Origin of the sequence: Streptosporangium sp. NPDC051022 (genome assembly GCF_040683035.1) — a bacterium.
Classification (GTDB): Bacteria; Actinomycetota; Actinomycetes; order Streptosporangiales; family Streptosporangiaceae; genus Streptosporangium.
The window spans coordinates 1-22553 of record NZ_JBFBCF010000018.1; the positions used below are offsets into that span (position 1 = coordinate 1).

Consider the following 22553-nt stretch of genomic DNA (forward strand, 5'->3'; position numbering starts at 1 on the left):
GATTACGCGGCCGAGTTCGGGGTGGCGGTGGCGGTGGTGGGCAACAAGGTGCACGGTCCGGCGGATGTGGAGTTCCTGCGTGAGCAGGTGGGGGAGGATCTGCTGGTGTGCCTGGGGCATTCGGCGGTGGTGCGGGGGATGGAGCAGGGGCGGGATTTCGGGCTGGCGGATCTGGAGCCGGGCGCTCTGGAGGCGCTGGGGGTGTTGATGGCGCGGCTGGACGGTCAGGGCAAGGACTGGGAGCGGTTCGGCCGTCAAGCGGTGCAGTTCCATCTGCGCAACGCCGAGGCGTGGGCCAACCGGGCCACGGGTGAGGATCTGGCCGCCCAGATCGACCCCGGCTTCGTTTTCGGACCGGCACAGATGTCGCTCTCTCACTGAGGCCCACACGAGTGTCGCTTCCGCGCTAGATGGAGGCCCTACAGGGCCCTCCTAATGTCGGTAAGTTCCCCTTCTGAGAGGAGAAGGCAGCATGTCGCTGACCGTTCCGAACGAGCTTCTCGACCAGGCGAAGGCGGGAGAGGTGGACGACGCGGCCTTCGTCGCCTGCGTCCGTGACTCCCTGCCCTACGCCTGGTCGGTGATCAGCGACCTGGTGCAGCGGCGCGACCGCACCGGCGCCGAGTTCACCGACAACACCGTTCCCCCGCCGGACGAGACCGCCCGCGGCCAGCTCCTGCGCTGCCTCGCCAGCGACGCCATGCGCGGTGCCCTGGAACGGCACTTCGGGGTGAAGCTGGCCTTCCAGAACTGCCACCGGGTCGCGGTCTTCGACCCGGCCGCCGTCAAGGCCCACGCGGAGTTCGTCACCGCCAGGTCCCAGATCCTCAACCAGCAGCCCGACCTCGTCGACTGCTGACCCCGCCGGGCGGCACCGCCCGGTGACCGTGTCCGGCGACGCCGCCCGATGACAGTGCCGACGGCCTCAGCCGGGAGATCCCGCCTACGCCGCGGTCCCTCCCGGCGGCGGGATCCGGCGAACCCGGGGCAGCACCTCGGCCCCGAGCCGCCTGATGTTGTCGAGGGTGCGGGCCTGACGGCCCGCGCCCTCGACCATGAGGATCAGGTGCCGCAGCCCCGTCCTCGCCACGGTCCGCTCGATCCTCTCCACGCACAGGTCGGCCGAGCCGACCGGGTGCGTCTCGCAGAGGAAGTCCACATACGCGGCGATGTCACGCCGCGGCCCGGGACGCCCGTCGATCGGCACGTATCCCGCCAGTCCCGGCCCCAGCCACCCCGGCATCGCCGCCCTCAGCTCCCGTACGGCAAGCTCCGTCGAGTCGGCCACGTGCCCGACCGCCGCCGCCACGTGGCCGGGGTCCGCGCCACCGTACGAGCGCAGCAGCTCCGCCCTGCCGTCGTCCCCCACGTGCATGCCCAGCAGCATCGGCAGCCCCCGCTCGGCGGCCAGCGCGACCGTCCCCGGCGAGGTGCACGCCACGACCGGCCTGAGCCTGACGGCCGGGACCATGGGCACCTCCCTGAACCGGAAGAACTCCCCGTCGGCGGAGACCGTGTCCTGCCCGAGGGCCGCGCACAGCAGGTCGAGCGACTCGCGGAACCCGCGCTCGAAGCGGGGCAGTCCCGTCCCGAAGACCTCCAGCTCGGCCCACGGCCCGCCGCGCCCGACCCCGAGCACGAACCGGCCCTCCGACACCTGGTCGAGGATCGCCGCCTGCTCCGCCAGCTCGACCGGGTGCCGCGCCGACAGCACGCTCACCGCCGTCCCCACCCGGATTCGGCTCGTACGGCCCAGCGCCACCCCCGCCAGCGTCACCGCCGACGGGCACACGCCGTAGGACATGAAGTGGTGCTCGGCGATCCAGGCGTCGTCGAACCCCGCCTCCTCGGCCACGACGACCGCCTCGACCGTGTCCCGCAGCACCTGACCCGGCTCCCGCCCGGGAAATCCGGCGGCCACCAGAAAGATCCCAATTCGCACCCCCCGATGATGACCGGTGACGCGAACCGTTACCGCCGCTTTTCCACCGTTGAGCTCATCACTCCGGCGTCATCCGAACAGCCCGAGCTGGCCTTCTCCCGCCAGCGGGTTGCGGTGTTTCTTGAGATGGCGCCATCGGGGCAGGTCGTCCAGGTAGGACCACGACAGGCGGTGATGCTCCGTCGGGCCCAGGGCGGCCAGGGCGCGCTGGTGGACCGGGGAGGGATAGCCCGCGTTGTCGGCGAAGCCGTACTCCTCGCAGCCGATGGAGGCCATGTAGGCGTCGCGGCGGACCTTGGCGATCACCGAGGCGGCCGCCACGGAGACGCAGGAGAGGTCTCCCTTGATCTCGCACCGGACCGGCCAGGGCGCCCCGAGATAGTCGTGCTTACCGTCGAGGATGACCGCGCCGGGCCGGACGGGCAGCGCGGCCAGCGCCCGCCCCGCCGCCCTGCGCAGCGCCTCGGTCATGCCGAGCTCGTCGATCTCCTCGTGTGAGGCCTCGCCGTACCCGATTCCGGCGGCCCAGGCGGTGATCTCCTCGAACATGGCGGCGCGGCGGGCGGGGGTGAGCATCTTGGAGTCGGTCAGGCCGGCGGGCGGCTCCGACAGGTCCGTGACCACCGCGCACACCGCGACCGGACCGGCCCAGGCTCCCCGCCCCACCTCGTCGACGCCGGCGACGAGCTTCGATCCACCGGCGGACAGCAACCGTTCGAGCGCGTATGTGGGAGGCACGCTCCGACGTTACCGGCCGGACCTCGCGCACACCGCCCCTCGCGCACACCGCCCCCGGACCGTCCCCGCCTCGGGCGCGGAGCCGGCCCGGCGTGGCGAACTCGCGGATCGACACCGGACGGCGAAAATCAAGCATCCGGCGAGGCGGGACTCCCCGTTCATCCGGCGCTGCGCGAGCGGCTGGTCGCCGCCTCGGACCACAACGGGTACGGTCCGGTCGCCGGAGTCGCCGGGCTGCGTGAGGCGACGGCCGGTTACCGGCACCGGCGGGGCCTGCCGACGGATCCGGATCCGGTGGTCTGCGGCCCCGGCAGCAAGTCCCTGTTGTACGGCCTGCTGCTGGCGATCGGCGGCGACGTCGTGCTCCCGATGCCGAGCTGGGTGAGTTACGCCGACCAGGCCGGCCTGGTCGGAGCGCGTCCGCTGTTCGTTCCCGCACCTCCCGGCGAGGGAGGGGTGCCGGATCCCGAGCGTGTCGTCTCCTCGGTCCTGCACGCGCGATCCCGGTGGACGAACCGCACGGCGGTTTCCACCTCTACCCCGACTTCACCGGGCTGGACTTCGCGACCTCCGCGGAACTGGCCGCGAGCATGCTCGACGAGCACGGCGTCGGCGTGCTGCCGGGCCACGCCTTCGGCGACGACCCGAGGGGCCTGCGGGTGCGGGTGGCCACCAGCCTGCTGTACGGCGAGACCGCCGAGCGGCGCCTGGCCGCGCTGGAGGCTCCCGACCCCCTCGAACCACCCTGGATCTCGGCCTCGCTCGACCACCTCGGAGAGGCCTTGATCGGCCTGAACCGGGTGCGGCGGACACCGGGTGGGCACCGGCGTTCCACCGTCGTTCCGGCCCCCGTGACGGGGTGATCACCGAAGAGGATCACTTTGAGGAAACTTTACCCCGGCACCAGGCGCGTCCGAGATAGCATTCATGTGCTCTGACCTGGGATTTTATGCCTCATGCGGTGGGGGCATAGGCGCTTTCCTGGATGCTCACCAAGATGTCTCGTGTCATTTGGCACCAGGCATGCCTGTCAGCCCCCATCATGTGCTCATGCCCGCTTTTGTCACCCTGTCTGGGCGCTCCGTGCGCCTGGAACCGCTCAGCCTGGCGGTGGTCGACGACCTTGTCGCCGCGTCGAGTGAGGACCGTTCAACATACGCCTTCACTCGCGTTCCCCATGGCCGGGAAGAGATGGTCTCCTATGTGGAGGCCGTTCTGGCTGAGCAGGCGGAGGGCCGCACGTTGCCCTTCGCCATCCGGTGGCTGCACACCGACCGCATCGTCGGTGCCACCCGTCTTATGCACCTGGAGTACTGGCAGGGTCCCATGCCCTGGCCGCCGGGTGCGCGTGGAGCGGTGGGCGAGGTCCCGTCCGTGGCGGACATCGGTTACACCTGGCTGGCCGCTTCGGCCCAGGGCACAGGTGTCAACCGGGAGAGCAAGTATCTGATGCTCGCACTCGCCTTCGAGACCTGGCAGGTCCACCGCATCACGCTCAAAGCCGACGTACGCAACACACGTTCCCGGGCCGCCATCGAGGCCCTCGGCGCGCACCTGGACGGTGTGCGGCGGGCGGAAACCCGAGGCGCCGACGACACGGTCCGAGATACCGCCTACTACTCGATCCTGAACTGCGAGTGGCCGCTCGTCCGAGAACGGCTCCACACGCGGCTCGGCATGTTCGAGGCAGCGTAGAGGCGTACTCGTCACTTCGATGACTTCATGGAACAAAAGGCCCGCCCGGGGTCCGGGCGGGCCTGATGTTCGTCCGGCGACCGGCTCGTCACCGGTCACCCCATCGGTTCCGTTCTCCAAGGGATTCCGCTACTCGTCGTCGTCCCCGCCGTCGTCGTCGCTCTGGTAGATGTAGTCCCAGTTGCCGCAGTACTTCCGCTTGGCCTGGGAGTTGTCCCAGTAGCAGACCCTGACCTGGACGTTGTCGACGTCGTCCTCCGCGAAGTGGAAGGACCTGTAGCCGCTGGAACCGCACTGCTTGGCCCAGTAGTAGGTCTCGTCGCCGTCGAGGTTCTCGAACTTGACCTGGACGTAGCCGCACAGCCACTGCGGCGAGTTCTTGTCGTAGAGCTTGCCCTGGACGTGGACGCGGTCGGAGTTGTCGTCCCACACGCGGCCCGTGGCCTTGGCCCGGGAGCCGTCGAAGTAGCGGGAGTAGTAGGGACCCCAGTAGTCGACGTCGTAGGCGCTCGCGGCCTTGCCCGCGGTGAACGTGGCGGCCGAGGCCGAGGAGGTCAGGGCGGGGACGCCGACCGCGATGACGGCGGTGGCCGCGGCGAGCCCCATGAGACTGCGGATTGTGCGGTTCATGATGTTTCTCCCTGAGGGTGGGACGACTCCCTTTCCTGCCGAGGAAGTCATGGCTCTTTGATAGAGCGCTCCACCTGCACCGCACTTACAGTTTCTTTATCCGCGCCTGCAAACGGCTGGCATGCTCATGAACGTCTGCGAGCGACAAGCATGTCGGGCACGGCTGCCCCCGTGGCGCCATGCCCGACATGTCACGGTCACAGCATCATCGAGATGGTTCAACGCTTGATTGACGATGAATCAACACTCGGGTTAACGAGCGGGCGGTCGCCTTTGGGGGCCGCATTGAAGGTTCTATCATTTGGTCATACAGCTTTCCTTGAGGGCGGAGATCCAGGAAATGGCTGCTCACAGCAGCGAAGAGGGGTTGCGCTTCGCCTTGCTCGGCCCCGTCCAGGCCTGGCGTGACGGTTTCGAGCTCGACCTCGGCACGCCGCTGCAACGCTCCATCCTGACGATGCTGCTGCTGCGCGAGGGCCGGGCGGTGACCCCGGCCGAGATGATCGACGCGGTCTGGGGCGAGGAGGCCCCGCCCCGCGCGCTCGGCGCGCTGCGCACCTACGTCTCACGGCTGCGGGCCGTGCTCGAACCCGGCAGATCCCCCCGCACCCGCCCCGAGCTGCTCACCTCGGTCGGCCGGGGATACGCCCTGCGCCTGAACGACGCCGCCCTCGACCTGACGCTGTTCGAGCGGGGGGTGCAGGAGGCCGAGGCCGCCCGCCGCGCGGGAGACCGGCACGGGGCCGCGGAGAGCCTGCGCGCGAGCCTGGCGCTGTGCACGGGCGAGCCGCTGGCCGGGGCCGTCGGCCCCTACGCCGAGCACCAGCGCGGCAGGCTCGTCGAGCGCCGGATGAGCGTGCTGGAGACGCTCATGGACCTGGACCTCGAGCTGGGCAGGCACACCGACGCCGTCTCCGAGCTGATCGCGCTGACCGCCGACCACCCGCTGCGCGAACGGCTGCGCGCCCAGCTGATGCTGGCCTACTACCGGTGCGGGCGGCAGGCGGACGCGCTCGCGGTCTTCGCCGAGACCCGGGCGGCGCTGATCGACGAGCTCGGCATCGAGCCCGGCCCTGGTCTGACCGCCCTGCACCAGCGCATCCTCACCGGCGACCCGAGCCTCACCGGCGCCCCCGACCCGGTACGGCAGGCCCCCGCCGAGCCCCGGGAACAGGCCGCGGAGCCGGAGGCCGCCGAGTCCGAGGCCCCCGAGCTGCCCCGCCCCGCGCAGCTGCCCGCGGCGGTGAACGACTTCACCGGGCGCCGCCAGATCGTGGCCAGGCTGCGGACCCTGCTGTCGGCCCGGGCGGGTGCCGACGGCGTGCCGGTGGCCGCCATCTCGGGCATCGGCGGCGTCGGCAAGACCGCGCTCGCCGTGCATCTCGCGCACACCATGCAGGACCTGTTCCCCGACGGCCAGCTCTACGCCGACCTGCGCGGCTACAGCGAGGAACCGGCCGCCCCCGAGTCGGTGCTGGCGGCGTTCCTGCGCGGGCTCGGCCTGCCGGCGGACGTCATCCCGGACGGCCTGGCGGAGCGGGCGGCGCTGTACCGCTCGCTGCTGGCCGATCGGCGGATGCTGGTGCTGCTCGACAGCGCCAGGGACGCCGCCCAGGTCGCCCACCTGCTGCCCGGCTCGACCGGCTGCGCGGCGATCGTGACCAGCCGTCACAAGCTCGCCGACCTGGCCTCGGCCAGGCTGGTCGACCTGGACGTCATGGAGCCGGACGAGGCCCTGACCCTGTTCGGCACGGTCGCGGGCGCCGACCGGGTGGCCGCGGAGCGCGCCGCCGCCATGGACGTGGTCGCCGCCTGCGGCTTCCTGCCGCTCGCGGTGCGGATCGTGGCGGCCCGGCTGGCCGCCAGGCCCTCCTGGACGGTGGCCTCGCTGGTGCCCCGGCTGGCCGACGAGCGCCGCCGTCTCGACGAGATGCGCGTGGGCAACCTCGCGGTCGAGGCGACCTTCGCCCTCGGATACGGCCAGCTCTCCCCGCCCCAGGCGCGGGCGTTCCGGCTGCTCTCGCTGCCCGACGGGCCCGACATCTCGATCGGCGCCGCCGCCGCGGTGCTCGCGCTGAACCCGCTGGACACCGAGGACATCCTGGAGTCCCTGGTGGACGCCAGCCTGCTGGAGGCCCCCGCTCCCGGGCGGTACCGCTTCCACGACCTGCTCAGGCTCTTCGCCCGCCGTACCGCCGAGCGCGGCCCCGATCCCGACGAGGGCGCCTCGGCGCTGCGGCGGCTGCTCGACTTCTACCTGGCGTGCGCGCAGTCGGCGCACCGGCTGGCCTACGAGGGCAGCATGATCGCCGACCGGCTCGCGGTGGCCGGCCCCGGCCACACCTTCGCCTCGGCCGACGAGGCCGTGGCCTGGCTGTCCGCCGAGGCGGAGTCGCTGTTCGCGACCGTCGCCCAGACGACTGCCCTGGCGGCCGTCCGGGCGGGCGGCGCGCCGGAGGCCGAGCGGCTGCTGCCCGTCGCCGACCTGCTGCTGGCCATGGAGCCGCTGCTGGAGGCGGGCGGCCATGCCCGCGAGTTCGAGCAGCGGGCCGGGGAGACGCTCGCCGCCGCCCGGCGGCTCGGCGCGATCTCCAGCGAGCTGCGCTGCCGCTACGTGCTGGGGCGGGTGCTCTTCGGCGCCAACCGGCTGGCGGAGGCCCAGGAGGAGTTCCAGACCTCGCTGAGCCTGGCCGACGGGGGCGACCGCATCGTCAGCGGCGAGGCGCTCAACGCGCTGGCCGTCGTGGCCGGCCGCAGGCGCCGCCACCAGGAGGCGCTGGCCCTGTTCGGCTCGGCCCGCGAGGCGTTCAGGGAGGTGGGCGCGTCGGGCGGCGAGGCGCTGACGCTCAGCTACTCGGCCAGGGACCACCTGTTCCTCGGCCAGCCCGAGGAGGCCATCGCCGCCGCGGAGCAAGGGCTGGCCATCTTCATCGAGATCGGCTCCAGCGCGGGCACCGCCCGGGCCCGCTACCACCTGGGGATGGTGCTGTCCCGCGTCGGGCGGCTGACCGAGGCGGTCCACCACCACGCCGAGTGCCTGGCGTTCTTCAGGGCCAGCAATCAGCGGGTGTGGGAGCAGCGCGTCTGTTCACGGCTGGCCGAGACGCTCATCACCGCGGGCCGGTTCTCCGACGCGACCCGTCACGCCGAGCAGGCGCTGACGGTGAGCCGCGAGATCGGCCACCCGTACGGCGAGGCGCTGTCGCTGTGGGTCCTAGGCAGGGCGCTCGCCGGGCAGGGAAACACGCAGCGCAGCCGGGCCTGCCTCCAGCGGGCACACGACGTCTTCGAACGGCTCGGAGCCCCCGAGGCCGCGGATCTTCGCGCCCTGCTCGACCGTGACCGCGTCGGCAACTGACCCGAACCCCTCGTAGTACAGGTCGTACAGGTCGTCGTCGAGACGTGTCATCCAGAAGTGGTTGATCACCGTGATTCCCGTCGTCTGGAACCTGAGTCGGATGTGGGGCGCCCGGCCGGCCGTCGGGCCATCGGTCGGCGTGTAGGGGGCCCGGTCATCCGGTACGCCTTCCGATGGCCGGCCGCCTCACAGTGACGACCGGCCGGACTCGGCGCGATCCCTTTCCCCCCGGGTTCACGCCGTGCCCACGACCAGAGCATCCCGCCCCGCGTTCAACATCGGATCAACAACCGATCGGCGAGGATATCCACCGATATACACAGCCTGTGGATAATCACCCTTGGGATATGTGGAAAAAGCCCTCGGCGAGCAGCGGCCTGAGCCCCTCGGGGGCCTTCACCCGCAGGTCGTCGAAACTCTCGCCGGTGAGTTCGGCGATCGCGGCGAGCAGCGGCTCCAGGGGGTAGTCGCCGTCGCAGACCCCCGCCAGGGCCGCCTCGACGGTTCCCACCCGCGCGCCGCGGCGCAGTCCCCGCGTCTGCCTGAGCACGATCCTCGACGGGTCCTCCGCACCGGGCGTGCCGACGCGCTCCTCCATCACGTCGCCCGCGACCGCGAGCCGGGCGCCCAGCAGTTCCTCGTCGGTCAGCCGGTGCGTCGCGCCGATCGCGGCGAGCACCTCGTCCACGTACTCCCCGACCGGGAGCTCGACCCGCTGGCCCAGCTCCTCGACCCGCACCACCGGGTCCAGGCTGCCCGAATCGTGCAGGGTGATCCAGCCGAAGCCGATCCCGGTGACGTTCATGGACTCGAACCAGCCCAGCCAGTCGTCGTAGAGCTCCCGGTAGCGAGGGGTGCCCTGCTCGGCGGCGTCCCTCAGCCACAGCTCGGCGTACTCGGCCGGGTCCTGGACGTCCCGCTGCACCACCCAGCCGTCGCAGCCGGTCCCGGCCAGCCACCCGCCCACCCGGTCGCGCCAGTCCTCACCGCCGACGTGCAGCCAGTTGGCCAGGAGCTGGCAGGTGCCGCCGGGAGAGAGGAAGCGGGGGGCGAGCCGTACGAGGTCGCGGCAGAAACCGTCGGCCTCGAAGCCGGACTCCCGGTAGGTGAACCGGCCCCTGGGGGAGATCACGAACGGCGGATTGGAGACGACCAGGTCGAAGCGCTCGCCCGCGACGGGGTCGAACAGAGAGCCCTCCCGGGCCTCCACGCCGTCGACGCCCGACAGCGCCCAGCTCAGCCGGGCCATCCGCAGCGCGCGGGGGTTGACGTCGGTGGCCACGATCCGCTCGGCCCGCCCCGCCAGGTGCAGCACCTGGACCCCGCACCCGGTGCCGAGGTCCAGGGCCCGCCCGGCCGGGCGGCGCGAGACCAGCTGGGCCAGGTTCGCCGACGCCCCACCGGCCCCGACGACGTGGTCCTCGCGCAGCGCCGGGTCGCCGGGCCTGACCTTGCGGTCGGAGACGACGTAACCGCCCGTCTCCCAGGGCTGCAGGTGGACCGTCGAGGTGACCAGGCCGCCGTCCACGGTCACCAGGCCCGCGGCGGCCAGCTCGTCGACCGGGAGCCGTCCGGGGGCCTCGACCGGCACGCCCAGCCACCACAGCCGGATCAGCGCGCCGAGCGGGTCGCCGTCGCGGGTGGCGCGCAGCGCGGGCACCGTCTCCTCGCGGGCGAGCGCGGTCGCGGCGACGTCACCGAGACGCTCGCGGACACCGTCGACGGTGTAGCCGGCGTCGAGGAACAGCTCCCTGAGACGACCGGGCAGATGGCCGGGCAGATGGTCGGGCAGTTCGTTCACCGGCTCATCCTCGCATCGCACCCCTGGTGATGAGACCGTTACAGACCGCCGTAAGCGTTCTGCAAGCGGACCACAAGTGGTAAGCGGTACTTCTTAGGTGCCGCACCACCTGTTCCAAAGGATCCGAGATGTTGATCCCCTGCTTCGCCTGCGAATCCCGTTTCCGGCCCGACGAGTATTTCCGCGCCTGCCACGACTACAACCGGGGCAAGGACCTGGTCGCCTGGACCTGTCCCCGGTGTGGAAACCAGGACGAGCTGCGGGTGCTTCCCGGCGAGCTGGGGTTCGGCTATCCCCGGCGCGGCAGGTTCGACGTCAGCGACCGGGTGCGTGTGCCGGGGCTGCGGCGCCAGCGCCAGGACCTGCGTCTGGACATCTCGCTGGACAAGGAGGTCTGGCGGGTGCCCACCCGGGCCCGGCAGCTGGTGGGAGCGCGCTGAGACCGCTCCGGTCCGGCGCAGCCCCCCGTGACCCGGGCCGGAGCACTCGGACGGCAGACGGTCAGGCGGGCTGCTGGCGCAGGCTCTGCCAGGCGGCCTCGCACAGGCCGCCGATCTCCTCCTGTGTCGGCTGGTGAGCCCCGGCGAACCACAGACGGCACATCTCGGTCGCCGGTCCCAGCCAGAGCACGTAGCACATGGTCGCGTGGACGGGCTGGAGCAGGCCGTTCTTCATGTGCGGCCGCCACCAGTCGGAGACCTGCTTGAAGAACGCCCGGCGCGACTCGGAGACCTCGGGGCCGCCCGGCTCGTCACGCTTGGGGGGACGCTCGCTGATCAGCAGGTGGGCCCGCTCGCGGTTCTCCCCGCACCACCTCATGTGCAGCCCGACGATGGCCTCGACGCCCTCCTTGGCCCCCTCGTGCCGCCGCAGTTCGCCGAGGAACTCCTCCTGGTAGAGCCGCAGGGTGTCGGCGTAGAGCACGCCGAAGACGTGTTCCTTGCTGGCGAAGTGGTGGTAGAAGCTGCCGACGCTGACGCCGCTCTCCTCCCGGAGGCTGGCCAGCGTGGTGGCCGAGACGCCGTCCTGGCTGAATCGGCGCAGCGCCCCCTCGATGATCCGGGTACGGCCGTCGCGTCCGCTCTTGGCACTTTTCACAGTGTCAATGGTGAGGCAACAGAACCTTGTTCCGCAAATGATGCGGGAAACGTCACAGGTCAGAGTCGATCATAATGCCCGGTGCCCGACGGCACACGTCCCGAGATCGGCCGTTCCGGCGCCTCCTCCGGGAGTGCCCCCGCCAGCGTCCGCAGGCAGCTCCTGAGACCGAGCACCGAGATCAGCCCGGCGCCGCCGAGCAGAACCGCGACCAGCGAGGTCCGCACGACGAGGTAGGTCTCCAGGCTCTGGCTGAGCAGCAGCCACACGCTGAGCGAGGCGTTGAGGAGCTGCGCGCAGCCCCACAGCAGCGACTGCCACACGAAGAAACGGCGCATCCGGGGATGCTCCAGCAGGTGGTCGGGGAGCGGGACCAGGTCGGTCGCCACCCGCTGCACCAGCGGCCGCCGTAGCGGCGCGGTGAACAGGAAGCCCATGCTCGCGCAGAGCACGCCCAGGCAGGGCTGCAGGAAGAACAGGACGGGGCTTCCGGTCGCCGCGGCCAGCACCGCCCTGACCGTGATCGTCCCCGCGGCCAGGAGCACGGTGCCCGGCACCGGCTCACGTTTGACCAGCCGCCAGACGATGCCGCCGTAGACCCACGCGACCGCCACGGCGAGCGCGCCGTACAGGCCGAAGAACATCAGTCCGGCGTAGAAGACGGCGACGGGGAGGATCATGCCCTCCAGCACCCGGGGAGCGGCGTGCCGCAGCAGCGCCCCTAGACGGGGAAGCGCGACCGGAGCCATGGGAGGCGACAGGAGCAAAGTCATCGTGCATGGGCTCCGGGGGTGGTGGAACGGTCCGGGGGGACGGATCCATCCGACCGTACGCGATGTCCGGAGTGTCCGCAGTCTTTCCAGAACATCGGCTACGGAGGGCTCCGCACCCCCACGGCGGCCCCCACGGCGGCCAACGGCGCACTCGAAGGAGAGAGCGGTGCCCACGGTGCCTACCCTTGGGAGCGTGTACCGGTTCCTTCTGACTCCCCGATGGCTGGCGCTCCACGTGGTGGTTCTGCTGGTCATCCCCGCCTTCGTGTTCCTGGGCCGATGGCAGTTCGGGCGTTTCGAGGAGCGGTCGACCAGCAGCCACCAGATCACCGCCAACCTCTCCGCCGCGCCCGTCCCCGTGGAGAGGCTCACGACGCCGGGCGGCGGCGTGCCCGCCCAGGACAGATACCGGACCGTGACGGTCACGGGCACGTTCGACGCGGCCAACCAACTGCTGGTCCGCCGCCGCACCCAGGACAGCATGGTCGGCTTCTACGTGCTCACCCCGCTGAAGACCGCCGGCGGTCAGGGCGTGCTGGTGAACCGCGGCTGGGTCAAGGCCGGCGCCACGGCGGACGCCCTTCCCGAGGTGCCCCCGCCGAGCACCGATGAGGTAACTGTCACCGGGCGTCTACAGTCCAGCGAGACCGAGGAGTCCACCGGCATCAAGAACCGGCAGGGCCTCCCTACGGGCCAGATCCTGCTGATCAACACCGAGACGGTCGGGCGGGGCCTGCCGTACGGGCTCCTCGGCGGATACGTGGACCTGATCGCACAGTCGCCGAAGGCCGCCGCGGCGCCCGCACCCGTGCCCGCGCCTGACGTCGGCGGGGGCGGCGGCCTCAACCTGGCGTACGGCGTGCAGTGGTGGCTGTTCATCGCGGTCGCGGTCGGCGGCTGGGTGCTGCTGATCCGCAGGGAGGCCGCGGACCTGCGCGCCGAGGCGGCGGAGAAGGACAGGGAGACGGCGGAACCGGTCGACGCCTGAGGAACCGGCCGGCGCCCGGGCGGTGACCGCCCGCTCACACCCTCCCGGGCTCACTCCCGGAGGCGAAGCCCGTCGGCGACCACCTTCAGGAGGTGGCGGCGGTCCTCCTGGGTGCCGCCGAGCCAGTCGCCTCCGGCCAGCACGCCGACGAGCAGCGCCTTCACCTGCTGGGCCGTCAGGTCCTCACGCACCTTTCCAGCGCGCTGGGCACGCGTGAGCAGCGTGGCGAGGGCGTCGAGAAGATCCCGGCCCCTGTGACCCGCGACGGACCGCACGTCGACGCCCGCCCGGGTGAGCACCCCGGTGAAGGCGCGGTTGGCCGCGCCCTGCTCGACCATGCGCTCGAAGAAGGCGAAGAAGGCGGCCTCCGGGTCGCCGGCCTCGCAGAGCAGCGCGGCCTCCTCGATGAGCGCCTCCATGTTGCCGACCACGATCGCCTCCAGCAGCGCCTCCTTGGTCGGGAAGTGGCGGTAGACGGTGCCCGCCCCCACCCCGGCACGGCGGGCGATCTCGTCGAGGGGCGCGAAGACGCCCTCCGCCTCGAAGATCTCCCTGGCCGCGGCGAGCACGCGCTCACGGTTGCGCCTGGCGTCGGCGCGCAGGGGTTTCGCGGGCTGCCGGGGCTGGGTGTCCATGGTGGGTGTCGTTCCTTCGAGATTTCTTCACGAAAAACGGGGCGATCGTTCCGTATCCGTGGGCAAACGGTACGGCGGTTCCGTACAGTATCAACCGGGGCGCTCGCCCCGTTTTCTCGACTTCCATGGAGCGCTCGATGACGACCGATGGAACGACATGGCAGGCGGCCGCCCGGTGGGGCCGCGTAGGGGCCGGCATCGCGGCCCCGGCGACCGGCGCCGCGACCTGGCGGCGTGAGCTGGCCCGCCTGGAGAGGCTGCCGTACGGCGCGGCGTGGGTCAACGAGGGGATCGGGGGCCGCGAGGCGTTCTCCCAGCTCGGAGTGATGCTGGCGGCCACGGAACGGCTGGTCGTCGCGACCGGCCTCGCCAACGTCTGGGCCAGGCAGGCCCCCGTCATGCAGGCGGGGGCCGCGACGCTGGCCGAGGCGCACCCGGGGCGGGTCGCGCTGGGCCTCGGCATCAGCATCCCGTCCCTCGTCGAGCTGTGGGGGCAGAGGTCCTCCAAGCCGCTGACCGAGATGCGGGCCTACCTCGACCGGATGGACGCCTCCGCCGAGGAGGCGGTACGGCCGTCGGTGCCCTTCCCGAGGCTGCTCGGGGCGCTCGGCCCGAGGATGCTCGAACTGGCCCGTGACCGGGCCGACGGCGCCTACCCCCACACGATGCCGGTGGCCAACACCGCGCTGGCCCGCCGTGTCCTCGGCCCCGGCAAGCTCCTGGTGGTCGGGGTCGGGGTCATCCTCGACGACGACCTCGACCGCGCCAGAACCCTCGCCCGCCGCTCACCGCTCTTCCGGCTCCCCGACTCGCCGTACACGGCCAACCTGCGCAGGCTCGGCTACGACGAGAAGGACATCGCGGGCGAGCCGAGCGACCGGGTCGTCGACGAGATCTTCGCCTGCGGGGACGGGTCCGCCGTCGCCAAGCGCGTCCACGAGCACCTCGACGCGGGCGCCGACCACGTCGTCGTGCAGCCCCTCGGCCCGGACGTCCCCGCGATCGTCGACCAGCTCGAACGCATCGCCGGGCATCTCCAGACCTGACCCGCGCCGCGGACGGCACAGCGGGCGGCGGGCGCCTTCAGGCCTGACCGGCATGGCGGGCATGGCGGGCATGGCGGGCATGGCGGGCATGGCGGGCATGGCGGGCGGCGGGCGGCGGCGATGGTTTCCCTACCGCCTCATGACGTCCAGGCGCCGACCATGCCCAGGCCGAAGAAGATCGCCACGGCGAGCGCGAACCCCTGCGTCCCGTCGAGCCTGGCCCGCGAGGGCGACACCTCGTACGGCCCGCGCCACAGCGGATACGGCTCCAGCAGCACGTAGAGCAGCGACCCGCCGACCAGGAACATCCACAGCCACGCCCAGCGGCTGGCGTAGTGGTTGTCCCGGCGGGTCAGCATCAGCAGCCAGGCCAGCAGCTCGGCGGTGACCGCGACCGGTGCGAACGGCTCCCACCAGCGCGCGTAGGCGGGGGAGCCCATCAGCATCCCGGCCATCCCGAACCGCTGAGGGCCGCCGGAACGATCGATCCGCACGGAGGGGTCGGCCGCCTCCCGCACCCGGGCCAGGAACGCCTCCTGTCGGCGCTCAAGCGCCGGGCGGACCAGCCTGGTGGTCACGGGGTCCCAGACGTCGTCCGGCGGGTCGAAGTAGGCCTCGTTCCAGGAGAGGGGGCCGTTGGCCCATGTCAGGGTGCCGTAGGCGGGCCAGTCACGGTCGTAGACGACCTCCGTCACGGTGCCCGCCCGCAGGTCGGAGATGAGCTCCTCCGCGCCGCGCAGCGCGGGATCCTGGTTCAGGTGGACCACCACCGTGGACAGTGCCAGGACGAACAACAGCGCGAGACGCGCGCCGTACGGGATGCCTCTCCAGGCCGGAACCACGGTCCGCGCGACCTGCATGTCCGCCCCCATCGTGAGATGCCCCCGCTGGATAGATTAGGGCCGTGACGCGGCACATCGAGTACGCACGGCTGCACAACTTCAGGGACGTGGGCGGATACGCCGCCGAGGACGGGCTCCGGGTGCGCTGGCGGCGGCTGTACCGGTCGGACTCACTGCACCGGCTCGCCGACGACGACCTCGGCAGGTTCCACGCCCTCGGCGTCCGCACGGTGATCGACCTGCGGCATCCGGAGGAGATCGAGCGGCAGGGGCGGGCCCCGCACGGACCTCGCTATCACAACCTCTCGCTTGAGCACCGGTTCTGGAACACCGAGGACTACGACCCCGAGACGGGGCTCGCCAGGTTCTTCGCCGACCACTACCACGAGATGGCCCGGGAGAGCAGGGCCGAGATCGGAGAGGCGCTCGAAGTGATCGCCGAGGCGGACAACGCGCCCGTGGTGATCCACTGCGCGGCGGGCAAGGACCGCACCGGGGTGCTCGCGGCGCTGGTCCTGCGGCTGCTCGGGGTGCCGGAGGAGGACGTGATCGCCGACTACGCGCTGACCGGCCTGGCCACGCCCCGGGCGATCGCCCGCTGGCGGTCGGAGAACCCGAACGGGCCGCCGCCGTGGCCGGGCTACGGTCAGGCGCCCTCCGACGCGATGCGCTTCTTCCTGGCCGAACTGGGCTCGGTGCGGGACTACTGCCTGAACACCCTGAGGGTGAGCGAGACGCTCACGGACACCCTTCGCCGGCATCTTCTCGAAAATCCTGATACTCCGGCGAACGCGGGGTAGAGCCCCTCCCCTGGACCCGCCGCGAGCAGCGCTCTCCAAGGCGGGTCCGTCCCCGGGGCCGCCGTCTTCCCCCTCTGGTGGCTCCGGGGCACATGTCCGGGTGGCTGGAGCGCGCGCCCGGTGGCTCCGGGACACACGCAGGAGAGGCTTCGGGACATGCCTGCGAGGAGCTCCGGGACACACGTGCGGTGGCTCCGGGACATGCGCGAAAGGGGCTCCGGGACGTGCGCGAGAGACGGACGATGCGACACAGATACCAAGCGGATATCTTGCAGGTTGTTCAGTGTGATGTCAGCGACGTACGGTTTACCGCGTGACTACGCCGCTGCTGCCCGACCCCGAGCCACGGCGGCGGGACTATGTGATCATTTCAGCCGACGACCACCTGATCGAGCCGCCCGACCTGTTCGAGGGCCGGCTCCCCGAGAAATTCGCCGACCTCGCCCCCAAGGTGGTGGAGACCGACTCGGGTCACCAGGTCTGGCGGTACGGCGGAGCCACCTACCCGTGCGCCGGGCTCGACGTGGGCGCGGGCCTGCCCCGCGAGCAGTGGACGCTCGACCCGGTACGGTTCGAGCAGATGCGTCCCGGCTGCTACGACGTCGACGCCCGGATCGAGGACATGGACCGTGCCGGGATCTGGGCGGCGCTGTGCTTTCCCGGCATGCTCGCCGGGCAGGCGGGGATGGTCTTCGCCAAGACCCGTGACCAGGAGCTCGGTCTGGCGGTCCTGCGGGCCTGGAACGACTGGCACGTAGAGGTCTGGGCCGGCACCTATCCCGAGCGGATCATCGCCCTGCAGCTCCCCTGGCTGACCGATCCCGAGCTCGCCGCCAAGGAGATCAGGGACAACGCGGCCCGCGGGTTCAAGGCCGTCCTGTTCCCCGAGTTCCCCACCCGGCTGCGCCTGCCGTCCATCCACAGCGACCACTGGGACCCGTTCTTCCAGGCCTGCGAGGAGACCGGCACCGTCGTCTGCCTGCACACCGGTTCGGCCTCCTGGACGCCGGTGCCGTCCACGGACACCCCGATCGAGGCGATCACCACGCTGATGCCGGCCAGCGCCATGTTCGCCTGCGCCGACTGGCTCTGGTCGGGCATCCCGCTGCGCTTTCCCGCGCTGCGGATCCTGATCGTGGAGGGTGGCGTCGGCTGGCTGCCGATGCTGGCCGAACGGGCCGACTACGCGCTGGATCACCCGGTCGCGGGGGAGGCGTCCTGGGAGGGCGGGCTGAAGCCCAGCGAGGTCCTGCGCCGCAACTTCTTCTTCGGCACACTCAACGACCACGCTCTGTCGGGTGTGCGCTTCGCGGTCGGCCTGGAGCACGTGCTGCTGGAGAGCGGATATCCCCACTCCGACTCCACTTGGCCCGACACCCAGCAGGCCGTCGCGGCGAACCTGGGCAACCTGCCGCCCGCCGACATCGCCAGGGTGGCCTACGGCAACGCCGCCCGCCTGTTCGGCCATCCTCTGCCGTCACGGGCCTGGCTCAGGATGGAGAAGCTCTGACCACCCTGCTCGGGGCGGAAAACCCCTGAGCAGGGCGGGAGGCCTGATCAGAGCGGAAAGCCCTGGTCAGGAGAGGAGGTTCGATCAGGGGAAGAAGTCCGATCAGGATGGGAAGGCCCTGGCTTGGATGTTCCTGCGCTCCCAGTCGACGTAGCGCCCGCTCTCACCGAGCAGCGAGCCCATCAGCCACAGGAGAACACCGAAGTCGTCGGCCACCCCGATGATCGCCAGGAAGTCGGGGATGACGTCGATGGGCGAGATGATGTAGACCACGCCGAGACCCAGCATGGCAAGCTTGCTCTTGCTCATTCCGGGATAACGGCCGCGTGTCACCGCGCCGATCATCTTGGGAATGGAGCGCAGTCTGGTGCCGAGACCTGGTGAGCCCGGCTGTGACACCTGCTTGTAAGCCCGCCACGCCTGTGCCGCACGCGCCGCCTTCGCCATGTGAGCCCTCCTCGGGGAGCACGTTCGTCGACAGACTTTTACCCTGCCGCCTTGAGATATAACGCGTACTCTTCCCTGACGGTTCCCGGGGATCGGGCCGGCCGGGATGTGCTCCGGCGGGCGGTCCGGATTCCCCTGGAATGCCCCAGGTTCTAAGGTGGCGTCCGTACTCGGGCGGACAGGCGGCGACGAAAGGCGTAGTACATGTCGAAAGCTAACTTCTCGGGAATCCACCACATCGCGTTGAACGTGCGCGACCTCGACGCCTCCGTGCGGTGGTACGGCGACGTCCTGGGCTTCTCCCCGCTGTTCCCGTGGGACACCGAGAGCTTCGAGCGGCGCATCATGCACCACCCGAGCGGAGTCGTCATCGGGTTGACGAGGCACAGGCACGAGGACGCCGGTACGGAGTTCAGCGAGCACCGCACGGGGCTCGACCACCTGGCGTTCACCGTGGACACGCAGGCCGAGATGGAGGCGTGGGCCACTCGTCTGACCGAAGCCGGGGTCACGCATTCCGGCGTCACGGTCGTCCCGGCGACAGGCTTCACACTGATCGCGTTCCGGGATCCGGACAACATCCAACTGGAGATGTTCCTCACGCAGGACCCCACGCCCCGTTAGGCCACCACCACCGACCCGAGCCGGGGTGAACGGTCGCACAGCGCCGATCTCACCGCACGGCGACAACACGGCTTCGAAGGTGGTGTCGGCTGTCCGGGGGGGAAGACCACCCTTGTGATCGATCACACCCCCACCTCCGCGCTTCTTGAGCGTTTCCTCGACGACATCACACCGCTCGCACCGCTGGTGTCGGTGTGGGCGCACGGATCGCTCGCCTCGGGCGACTACCAGCCCACCCGCAGTGACCTCGATCTGATCGCCGTCCTGCGCCGGCCCTGCACCTCCGAGGAGGAACGACACCTCACGGAGATGCACGAACGCCTGGGGGCGGACGTCCCGCTCTCCGCGAAGCTCCACTGCAGTTACGCCGCCGTGACGGAGCTGGACGACCCGGAGCGCCCCCACCTCACCTGGGCCCACGAGGAGATCATGCACCGGCCGATCACCCCGGTGACCCGGCGCGAGCTGCACGGCTTCGGGCTGGTCCTGTACGGCGAGCCCCCGGCGTCCGCCCTGCCACCCGTGACCGACGAAGAGCTCACAGGGTTCATCGTCAGGGATCTGCGGGAGTTCTGGCGTCCGCTCCTCGACCGTCCCGAGCTGTGGCTCCGTGACATCTGGGTGGACGCCGCCCTGCTCACCCTGGCCAGGGCCGCGGTGACACTGCGGGACGGAAGGCTCGTCACCAAGCGTGAGGCACTCGCCGTACTCAGGGAGATGCGGGCTCCGGCGCGGGTCGTCGACGACATCGAGCGACGCCGCTACAGCCCTCCCGGCTCCCCAGGCTCTCCCACCCCGGGAGCCCGGAACACGCCGGGCACCGTGGACGCGCCGGACGACCGGGCCGGAGAGCGGTGGCTCGCCGCTCGGGCGAGCCTGACCCTCGGCTTTCTCACCTCCGAGATCGACGCGATCACGGCCCGGCACCCCGTCCCTCCCGTCCCGGATCCGCGTCTCTGACCCCGGCTGCGAAGCGACACCCGGAGTCACACCGTGCAGCGGTCCTCCCGGTCGACGGGACGGTTCTCCACCGACCGGGGGGATCGCCGCCGCACCGGTTCCGTCGTCCGCGCATCCGCCGGGAGATCCGCGACGACATCCACGAGACCTTCATGACACCGGCCGCCGCCGTCGTCTGCCGGCGACGACTCGAACGATCGTCGAATCAACGCGCCGCCTCACATGACCGAAGTGTCGGTGGCCGCTGGCACACTTCAGTCCATGACGGTGGAGACGGTCGTACTCACCGGTGCCGCCGGACAGGTCGGCTCCGTACTGCGTGAACCACTGCGGCGTCGCCTACGCCGGCTGATCTCGGTCGATCGCGCACCGCTGACCGCCGAGGGATCGAACGAGGAGGTCCATCAAGTCCAGTTGGCCGACATCGAGGATGTGGTGTCGGTCATCGACGGTGCCGACGCGGTCGTGCACCTGGCCGGAGTGCCGGACGAGGCTCCGTTCGCCGACCTTCTGGAAGGCAACGTCCTGGGCACCCTCCACGTGCTGGAGGCGGCACGGCGTACGGGAGTCAGGCGTGTGGTGCTGGCCAGCAGCAACCGGCTGACCGGCTGCTACCCGGCCACGCAGACGGTCTCGGCGCAGATACCGCCCCGCCCCGACGGGCTGTACGGCGTCAGCAAGGTCGCCGTGGAAGCCCTGGGCCGCCTGTACGCCGACAAGTTCGGCCTACAGGTGGTGTGCCTGCGCATCGGCAGCCTTGAGCCGGAGCCGAGCGAGCCGCGGCACCTGGCCACGTGGCTGAGCCCGGACGACTGCGCCGGGTTCGTCTGGGCCGCGCTGACCCGGGTCGACGTCACCTTCACCGCCGCGTACGCGGTCTCCGCCAACACCCGCCGGTTCTGGGAACTCGACGACCGGCTCGGCTACCGTCCTCGCGACGATGCCGAGGCCTACGCCGACCGGATCCCCGGAGCGGCACGTTACTTCGCCGGTGACCGGCTTCAGGGCGGCGACTACGCCACCCCTGACTACACCCTCCGTAACGCCTTCGGCCAGCGGCCGACCGGCGAATCATTCCGTCAGTAGCTCTTGCCGAGGGGACACGTGCCTGATCGCGGTGTGGTGGAAGGGGTGGGCGGCCTCGATCTGGGACGCGATCCTGACGAGCAGGTCCTCCCGGCCCGCCGCCGCGACGAGTTGGACGCCGACCGGCAGGCCTGTCCCGGTCCGGTGCAGTGGCAGGGAGATCGCGGGCTGGCCGGTGGCGTTGATCGGTGAACTGAAGGCCACCGCCCGGTTCGTACGGCCCCGCGCCATGCTCACGTCGTCGGCCGACAGCCAGCCCAGGGGGAACGGCGCGACCCCGAGGGACGGTGTGAGCAGCAGGTCGTGGGACTCCCACCAGGCGGCCATCCTGCGGCGGAATCCGTCGATCCAGTCCCGCGAGGCCACGTACTCGACCGCACCGACCCCGCGTCCCGTCGCCCCCAGGATCCGGTTGCGCGTCTCCAGTTCGTCGAGGTCCACGGGCTTGCCGCGCCAGCGGCCGATGTCCTCCAGGTCGGCGGCCACGTGGACCGCGACGACCGTGCCGAAGTGCAGTGCGAAGTCCTCCTCCGCGAGCGCCCCCGGGCCGCCCGGCCCGACGTCGTGGCCGAGTGACTCCAGGAGCCCGGCCGCCCTGGTCACGGCGGCCTCCAGGTCCGGATCGGCGGGAATCGTCCCACCCGGATGCCGGGTGAGGAAGCCGATCCGCAGCCGTCCCGGGTCGGCGCCGACCTCCTCGGCGAGGGTGCGGGGCCAGGCGGGCGCGCCGTACGGGTCGCCCGGCATCGTCCCGGCGATCACGTCGAGGGTCGCCGCGCTGTCCCTGACCGTACGGCACAGCATGCCCGCGACCGAGAACCCCGCCCAGGCCTCGCCCGCCGCGGGACCGTAACTGACGCGTCCCCGGCTCGGCTTCAGCCCGACCAGCCCGCACATGCTCGCCGGGATCCGGATCGACCCGCCGCCGTCGCCACCGGTGGCCACGGCGACCATGCCCGCCGCCACGGCCGCCGCGGACCCGCCGCTCGAACCGCCGGGGCTGTAGGCGGTGTCGTAGGGGTTGCGCGTGGGTCCGAACGCCTTCGGCTCCGTGGTGATCGCGGTGCCGAACTCCGGGGTGTTGGTCCGTCCCAGGACCACGAACCCCGCCCGGCGCAGCTTGGCCACACCGTAGCCGTCCTGCGCCACCCCGACCCCGTCGAGCGTGCGCGATCCCGCGCCGTACGGTTCCCCGGCCATGCCCCAGCCCAGGTCCTTGAGCAGGGTCGGCACCCCGCGGAAGGGGGCGTCAGGGGGTAGCGCGTCGATCTCGGCCAGCGCCCGCTCGAACCTGCGGTGGACGACCGCGTTGATCTCCCCGTCGTGCGCCTCGATCCTCGCGATCGCCGCCTCGGCCAGTTCCCTCGGGGAGACCTCGCCCGCGCGCACGGCCTCCGCCTGACCGACCGCGTCGAGGTCGAACAGCTCGTCCAACGCCTCACTCCTTGACCGTCGCCGGTTTCGTACGGCCCGCCGGATCTCACGCCCGGGACAGGGGCGAGCACCGGAGCGTCGGTCCGTTGCCCACATACTCGCCGATCCCGGCCCGCCCCGCGGCCACGGGCGGTCACACCCGCCCC

General features: G+C 71.2%; 22 protein-coding genes and 2 pseudogenes. 14 read left to right on the forward strand and 10 right to left on the reverse strand.

Annotated features, from left to right (window positions below):
* A pseudogene (locus AB0N02_RS26505) lies at nt 1-381 on the forward strand (ATP-binding protein); the annotation flags it as partial.
* A 91-nt stretch (nt 382-472) separates the two neighbouring features.
* A complete protein-coding gene (locus tag AB0N02_RS26510) occupies nt 473-859 on the forward strand; it encodes an SCO5389 family protein (RefSeq protein WP_363951687.1) in 387 nt (128 codons plus the stop codon).
* An 84-nt stretch (nt 860-943) separates the two neighbouring features.
* Here AB0N02_RS26510 and AB0N02_RS26515 read toward each other — a convergent pair whose 3' ends face one another.
* Together AB0N02_RS26515 and AB0N02_RS26520 are read right to left on the reverse strand one after the other, a co-directional pair.
* Nucleotides 944-1942: an LLM class flavin-dependent oxidoreductase gene (locus tag AB0N02_RS26515; protein ID WP_363951690.1), complete on the reverse strand. Its 999-nt coding sequence runs from the start codon at nt 1940-1942 to the stop codon at nt 944-946.
* A gap of 69 nt (nt 1943-2011) precedes the next feature.
* Nucleotides 2012-2680 (reverse strand): ribonuclease HII, encoded by a 669-nt coding sequence (locus AB0N02_RS26520; RefSeq protein ID WP_363951692.1) that lies wholly within the window; start codon nt 2678-2680, stop codon nt 2012-2014.
* Nucleotides 2681-2860: 180 nt separating this feature from the next.
* Here AB0N02_RS26520 and AB0N02_RS26525 point away from each other — a divergent pair.
* The 3 genes and pseudogenes from AB0N02_RS26525 to AB0N02_RS26535 form a co-directional block, all read left to right on the forward strand.
* A pseudogene (locus AB0N02_RS26525) lies at nt 2861-3055 on the forward strand (aminotransferase class I/II-fold pyridoxal phosphate-dependent enzyme); the annotation flags it as partial.
* A 131-nt stretch (nt 3056-3186) separates the two neighbouring features.
* Nucleotides 3187-3543 (forward strand): hypothetical protein, encoded by a 357-nt coding sequence (locus tag AB0N02_RS26530; protein WP_363951695.1) that lies wholly within the window; start codon nt 3187-3189, stop codon nt 3541-3543.
* 187 nt (nt 3544-3730) lie between these two features.
* Nucleotides 3731-4375: a GNAT family protein gene (locus AB0N02_RS26535; protein ID WP_363951697.1), complete on the forward strand. Its 645-nt coding sequence runs from the start codon at nt 3731-3733 to the stop codon at nt 4373-4375.
* 129 nt (nt 4376-4504) lie between these two features.
* On the opposite strand, the gene AB0N02_RS26540 is transcribed toward AB0N02_RS26535, so the two are convergent.
* Nucleotides 4505-5005, reverse strand: coding sequence for a hypothetical protein (locus AB0N02_RS26540; protein ID WP_363951699.1), 501 nt, complete (start codon nt 5003-5005; stop codon nt 4505-4507).
* A 340-nt stretch (nt 5006-5345) separates the two neighbouring features.
* Between AB0N02_RS26540 and AB0N02_RS26545 the strand changes: the two genes are divergently transcribed.
* Nucleotides 5346-8363: a BTAD domain-containing putative transcriptional regulator gene (locus tag AB0N02_RS26545; RefSeq protein ID WP_363951702.1), complete on the forward strand. Its 3018-nt coding sequence runs from the start codon at nt 5346-5348 to the stop codon at nt 8361-8363.
* 334 nt (nt 8364-8697) lie between these two features.
* Here the strand turns inward: AB0N02_RS26545 and AB0N02_RS26550 are convergent, their stop codons facing one another.
* Nucleotides 8698-10155 (reverse strand): methyltransferase, encoded by a 1458-nt coding sequence (locus AB0N02_RS26550; RefSeq protein ID WP_363952156.1) that lies wholly within the window; start codon nt 10153-10155, stop codon nt 8698-8700.
* A gap of 137 nt (nt 10156-10292) precedes the next feature.
* Between AB0N02_RS26550 and AB0N02_RS26555 the strand changes: the two genes are divergently transcribed.
* Nucleotides 10293-10604, forward strand: a complete 312-nt coding sequence (locus AB0N02_RS26555; protein WP_363951705.1) for a hypothetical protein — start codon at nt 10293-10295, stop codon at nt 10602-10604.
* A gap of 61 nt (nt 10605-10665) precedes the next feature.
* On the opposite strand, the gene AB0N02_RS26560 is transcribed toward AB0N02_RS26555, so the two are convergent.
* Together AB0N02_RS26560 and AB0N02_RS26565 are read right to left on the reverse strand one after the other, a co-directional pair.
* The gene (locus AB0N02_RS26560; RefSeq protein ID WP_363951708.1) at nt 10666-11262 is read right to left on the reverse strand and encodes a TetR/AcrR family transcriptional regulator; all 597 of its coding nucleotides are present in this window, start codon (nt 11260-11262) and stop codon (nt 10666-10668) included.
* Between the two features lie 59 nt (nt 11263-11321).
* Entirely contained in the window at nt 11322-12035 is a 714-nt protein-coding gene (locus AB0N02_RS26565; RefSeq protein ID WP_363951711.1) for a VC0807 family protein, read from the reverse strand.
* Nucleotides 12036-12228: 193 nt separating this feature from the next.
* On the opposite strand from AB0N02_RS26565, the gene AB0N02_RS26570 reads away from it, so the two are divergent.
* Complete coding sequence (locus AB0N02_RS26570) at nt 12229-13023, forward strand: SURF1 family protein (RefSeq protein ID WP_363951714.1); 795 nt, start codon at nt 12229-12231, stop codon at nt 13021-13023.
* 50 nt (nt 13024-13073) lie between these two features.
* On the opposite strand, the gene AB0N02_RS26575 is transcribed toward AB0N02_RS26570, so the two are convergent.
* Nucleotides 13074-13658, reverse strand: a complete 585-nt coding sequence (locus tag AB0N02_RS26575; protein WP_363951717.1) for a helix-turn-helix domain-containing protein — start codon at nt 13656-13658, stop codon at nt 13074-13076.
* Nucleotides 13659-13795: 137 nt separating this feature from the next.
* On the opposite strand from AB0N02_RS26575, the gene AB0N02_RS26580 reads away from it, so the two are divergent.
* A complete protein-coding gene (locus tag AB0N02_RS26580; protein WP_363951719.1) occupies nt 13796-14704 on the forward strand; it encodes a TIGR03620 family F420-dependent LLM class oxidoreductase in 909 nt (302 codons plus the stop codon).
* Between the two features lie 137 nt (nt 14705-14841).
* On the opposite strand, the gene AB0N02_RS26585 is transcribed toward AB0N02_RS26580, so the two are convergent.
* On the reverse strand, nt 14842-15564 hold the full coding sequence (locus AB0N02_RS26585; RefSeq protein ID WP_363951721.1) for a hypothetical protein: 723 nt from the start codon (nt 15562-15564) through the stop codon (nt 14842-14844).
* A 44-nt stretch (nt 15565-15608) separates the two neighbouring features.
* On the opposite strand from AB0N02_RS26585, the gene AB0N02_RS26590 reads away from it, so the two are divergent.
* Both AB0N02_RS26590 and AB0N02_RS26595 read left to right on the forward strand, forming a co-directional pair.
* On the forward strand, nt 15609-16346 hold the full coding sequence (locus tag AB0N02_RS26590; protein ID WP_363951723.1) for a tyrosine-protein phosphatase: 738 nt from the start codon (nt 15609-15611) through the stop codon (nt 16344-16346).
* Nucleotides 16347-16659: 313 nt separating this feature from the next.
* Nucleotides 16660-17856, forward strand: a complete 1197-nt coding sequence (locus AB0N02_RS26595; RefSeq protein WP_363951725.1) for an amidohydrolase family protein — start codon at nt 16660-16662, stop codon at nt 17854-17856.
* Nucleotides 17857-17958: 102 nt separating this feature from the next.
* On the opposite strand, the gene AB0N02_RS26600 is transcribed toward AB0N02_RS26595, so the two are convergent.
* On the reverse strand, nt 17959-18303 hold the full coding sequence (locus AB0N02_RS26600; RefSeq protein ID WP_363951728.1) for a YkvA family protein: 345 nt from the start codon (nt 18301-18303) through the stop codon (nt 17959-17961).
* A gap of 204 nt (nt 18304-18507) precedes the next feature.
* Here AB0N02_RS26600 and AB0N02_RS26605 point away from each other — a divergent pair, with 204 nt between their 5' ends.
* The 3 genes from AB0N02_RS26605 (at nt 18508) to AB0N02_RS26615 (ending at nt 20973) form a co-directional block, all read left to right on the forward strand.
* Nucleotides 18508-18927, forward strand: coding sequence for a VOC family protein (locus tag AB0N02_RS26605; RefSeq protein WP_363951731.1), 420 nt, complete (start codon nt 18508-18510; stop codon nt 18925-18927).
* Between the two features lie 114 nt (nt 18928-19041).
* Nucleotides 19042-19887 (forward strand): nucleotidyltransferase domain-containing protein, encoded by an 846-nt coding sequence (locus AB0N02_RS26610; protein WP_363951734.1) that lies wholly within the window; start codon nt 19042-19044, stop codon nt 19885-19887.
* Between the two features lie 261 nt (nt 19888-20148).
* Entirely contained in the window at nt 20149-20973 is an 825-nt protein-coding gene (locus tag AB0N02_RS26615; protein ID WP_363951737.1) for an NAD(P)-dependent oxidoreductase, read from the forward strand.
* Here AB0N02_RS26615 and AB0N02_RS26620 read toward each other — a convergent pair.
* Entirely contained in the window at nt 20959-22407 is a 1449-nt protein-coding gene (locus AB0N02_RS26620; RefSeq protein ID WP_363951740.1) for an amidase, read from the reverse strand. The genes AB0N02_RS26615 and AB0N02_RS26620 overlap by 15 nt on opposite strands.
* Nucleotides 22408-22553 lie beyond the last annotated feature (146 nt).

Bases quoted from the DNA above. Each gene is read 5' to 3' on its own strand.
- AB0N02_RS26510 (WP_363951687.1), top strand. From the start codon at position 473: ATGTCGCTGACCGTTCCGAACGAGCTTCTCGACCAGGCGAAGGCGGGA.
- AB0N02_RS26535 (WP_363951697.1), top strand. From the start codon at position 3,731: ATGCCCGCTTTTGTCACCCTGTCTGGGCGCTCCGTGCGCCTGGAACCG.
- AB0N02_RS26540 (WP_363951699.1), bottom strand. From the start codon at position 5,005: ATGAACCGCACAATCCGCAGTCTCATGGGGCTCGCCGCGGCCACCGCC.
- AB0N02_RS26545 (WP_363951702.1), top strand. From the start codon at position 5,346: ATGGCTGCTCACAGCAGCGAAGAGGGGTTGCGCTTCGCCTTGCTCGGC.
- AB0N02_RS26555 (WP_363951705.1), top strand. From the start codon at position 10,293: ATGTTGATCCCCTGCTTCGCCTGCGAATCCCGTTTCCGGCCCGACGAG.
- AB0N02_RS26565 (WP_363951711.1), bottom strand. From the start codon at position 12,035: ATGACTTTGCTCCTGTCGCCTCCCATGGCTCCGGTCGCGCTTCCCCGT.
- AB0N02_RS26575 (WP_363951717.1), bottom strand. From the start codon at position 13,658: ATGGACACCCAGCCCCGGCAGCCCGCGAAACCCCTGCGCGCCGACGCC.
- AB0N02_RS26580 (WP_363951719.1), top strand. From the start codon at position 13,796: ATGACGACCGATGGAACGACATGGCAGGCGGCCGCCCGGTGGGGCCGC.
- AB0N02_RS26585 (WP_363951721.1), bottom strand. From the start codon at position 15,564: ATGCAGGTCGCGCGGACCGTGGTTCCGGCCTGGAGAGGCATCCCGTAC.
- AB0N02_RS26600 (WP_363951728.1), bottom strand. From the start codon at position 18,303: ATGGCGAAGGCGGCGCGTGCGGCACAGGCGTGGCGGGCTTACAAGCAG.
- AB0N02_RS26605 (WP_363951731.1), top strand. From the start codon at position 18,508: ATGTCGAAAGCTAACTTCTCGGGAATCCACCACATCGCGTTGAACGTG.
- AB0N02_RS26615 (WP_363951737.1), top strand. From the start codon at position 20,149: ATGACGGTGGAGACGGTCGTACTCACCGGTGCCGCCGGACAGGTCGGC.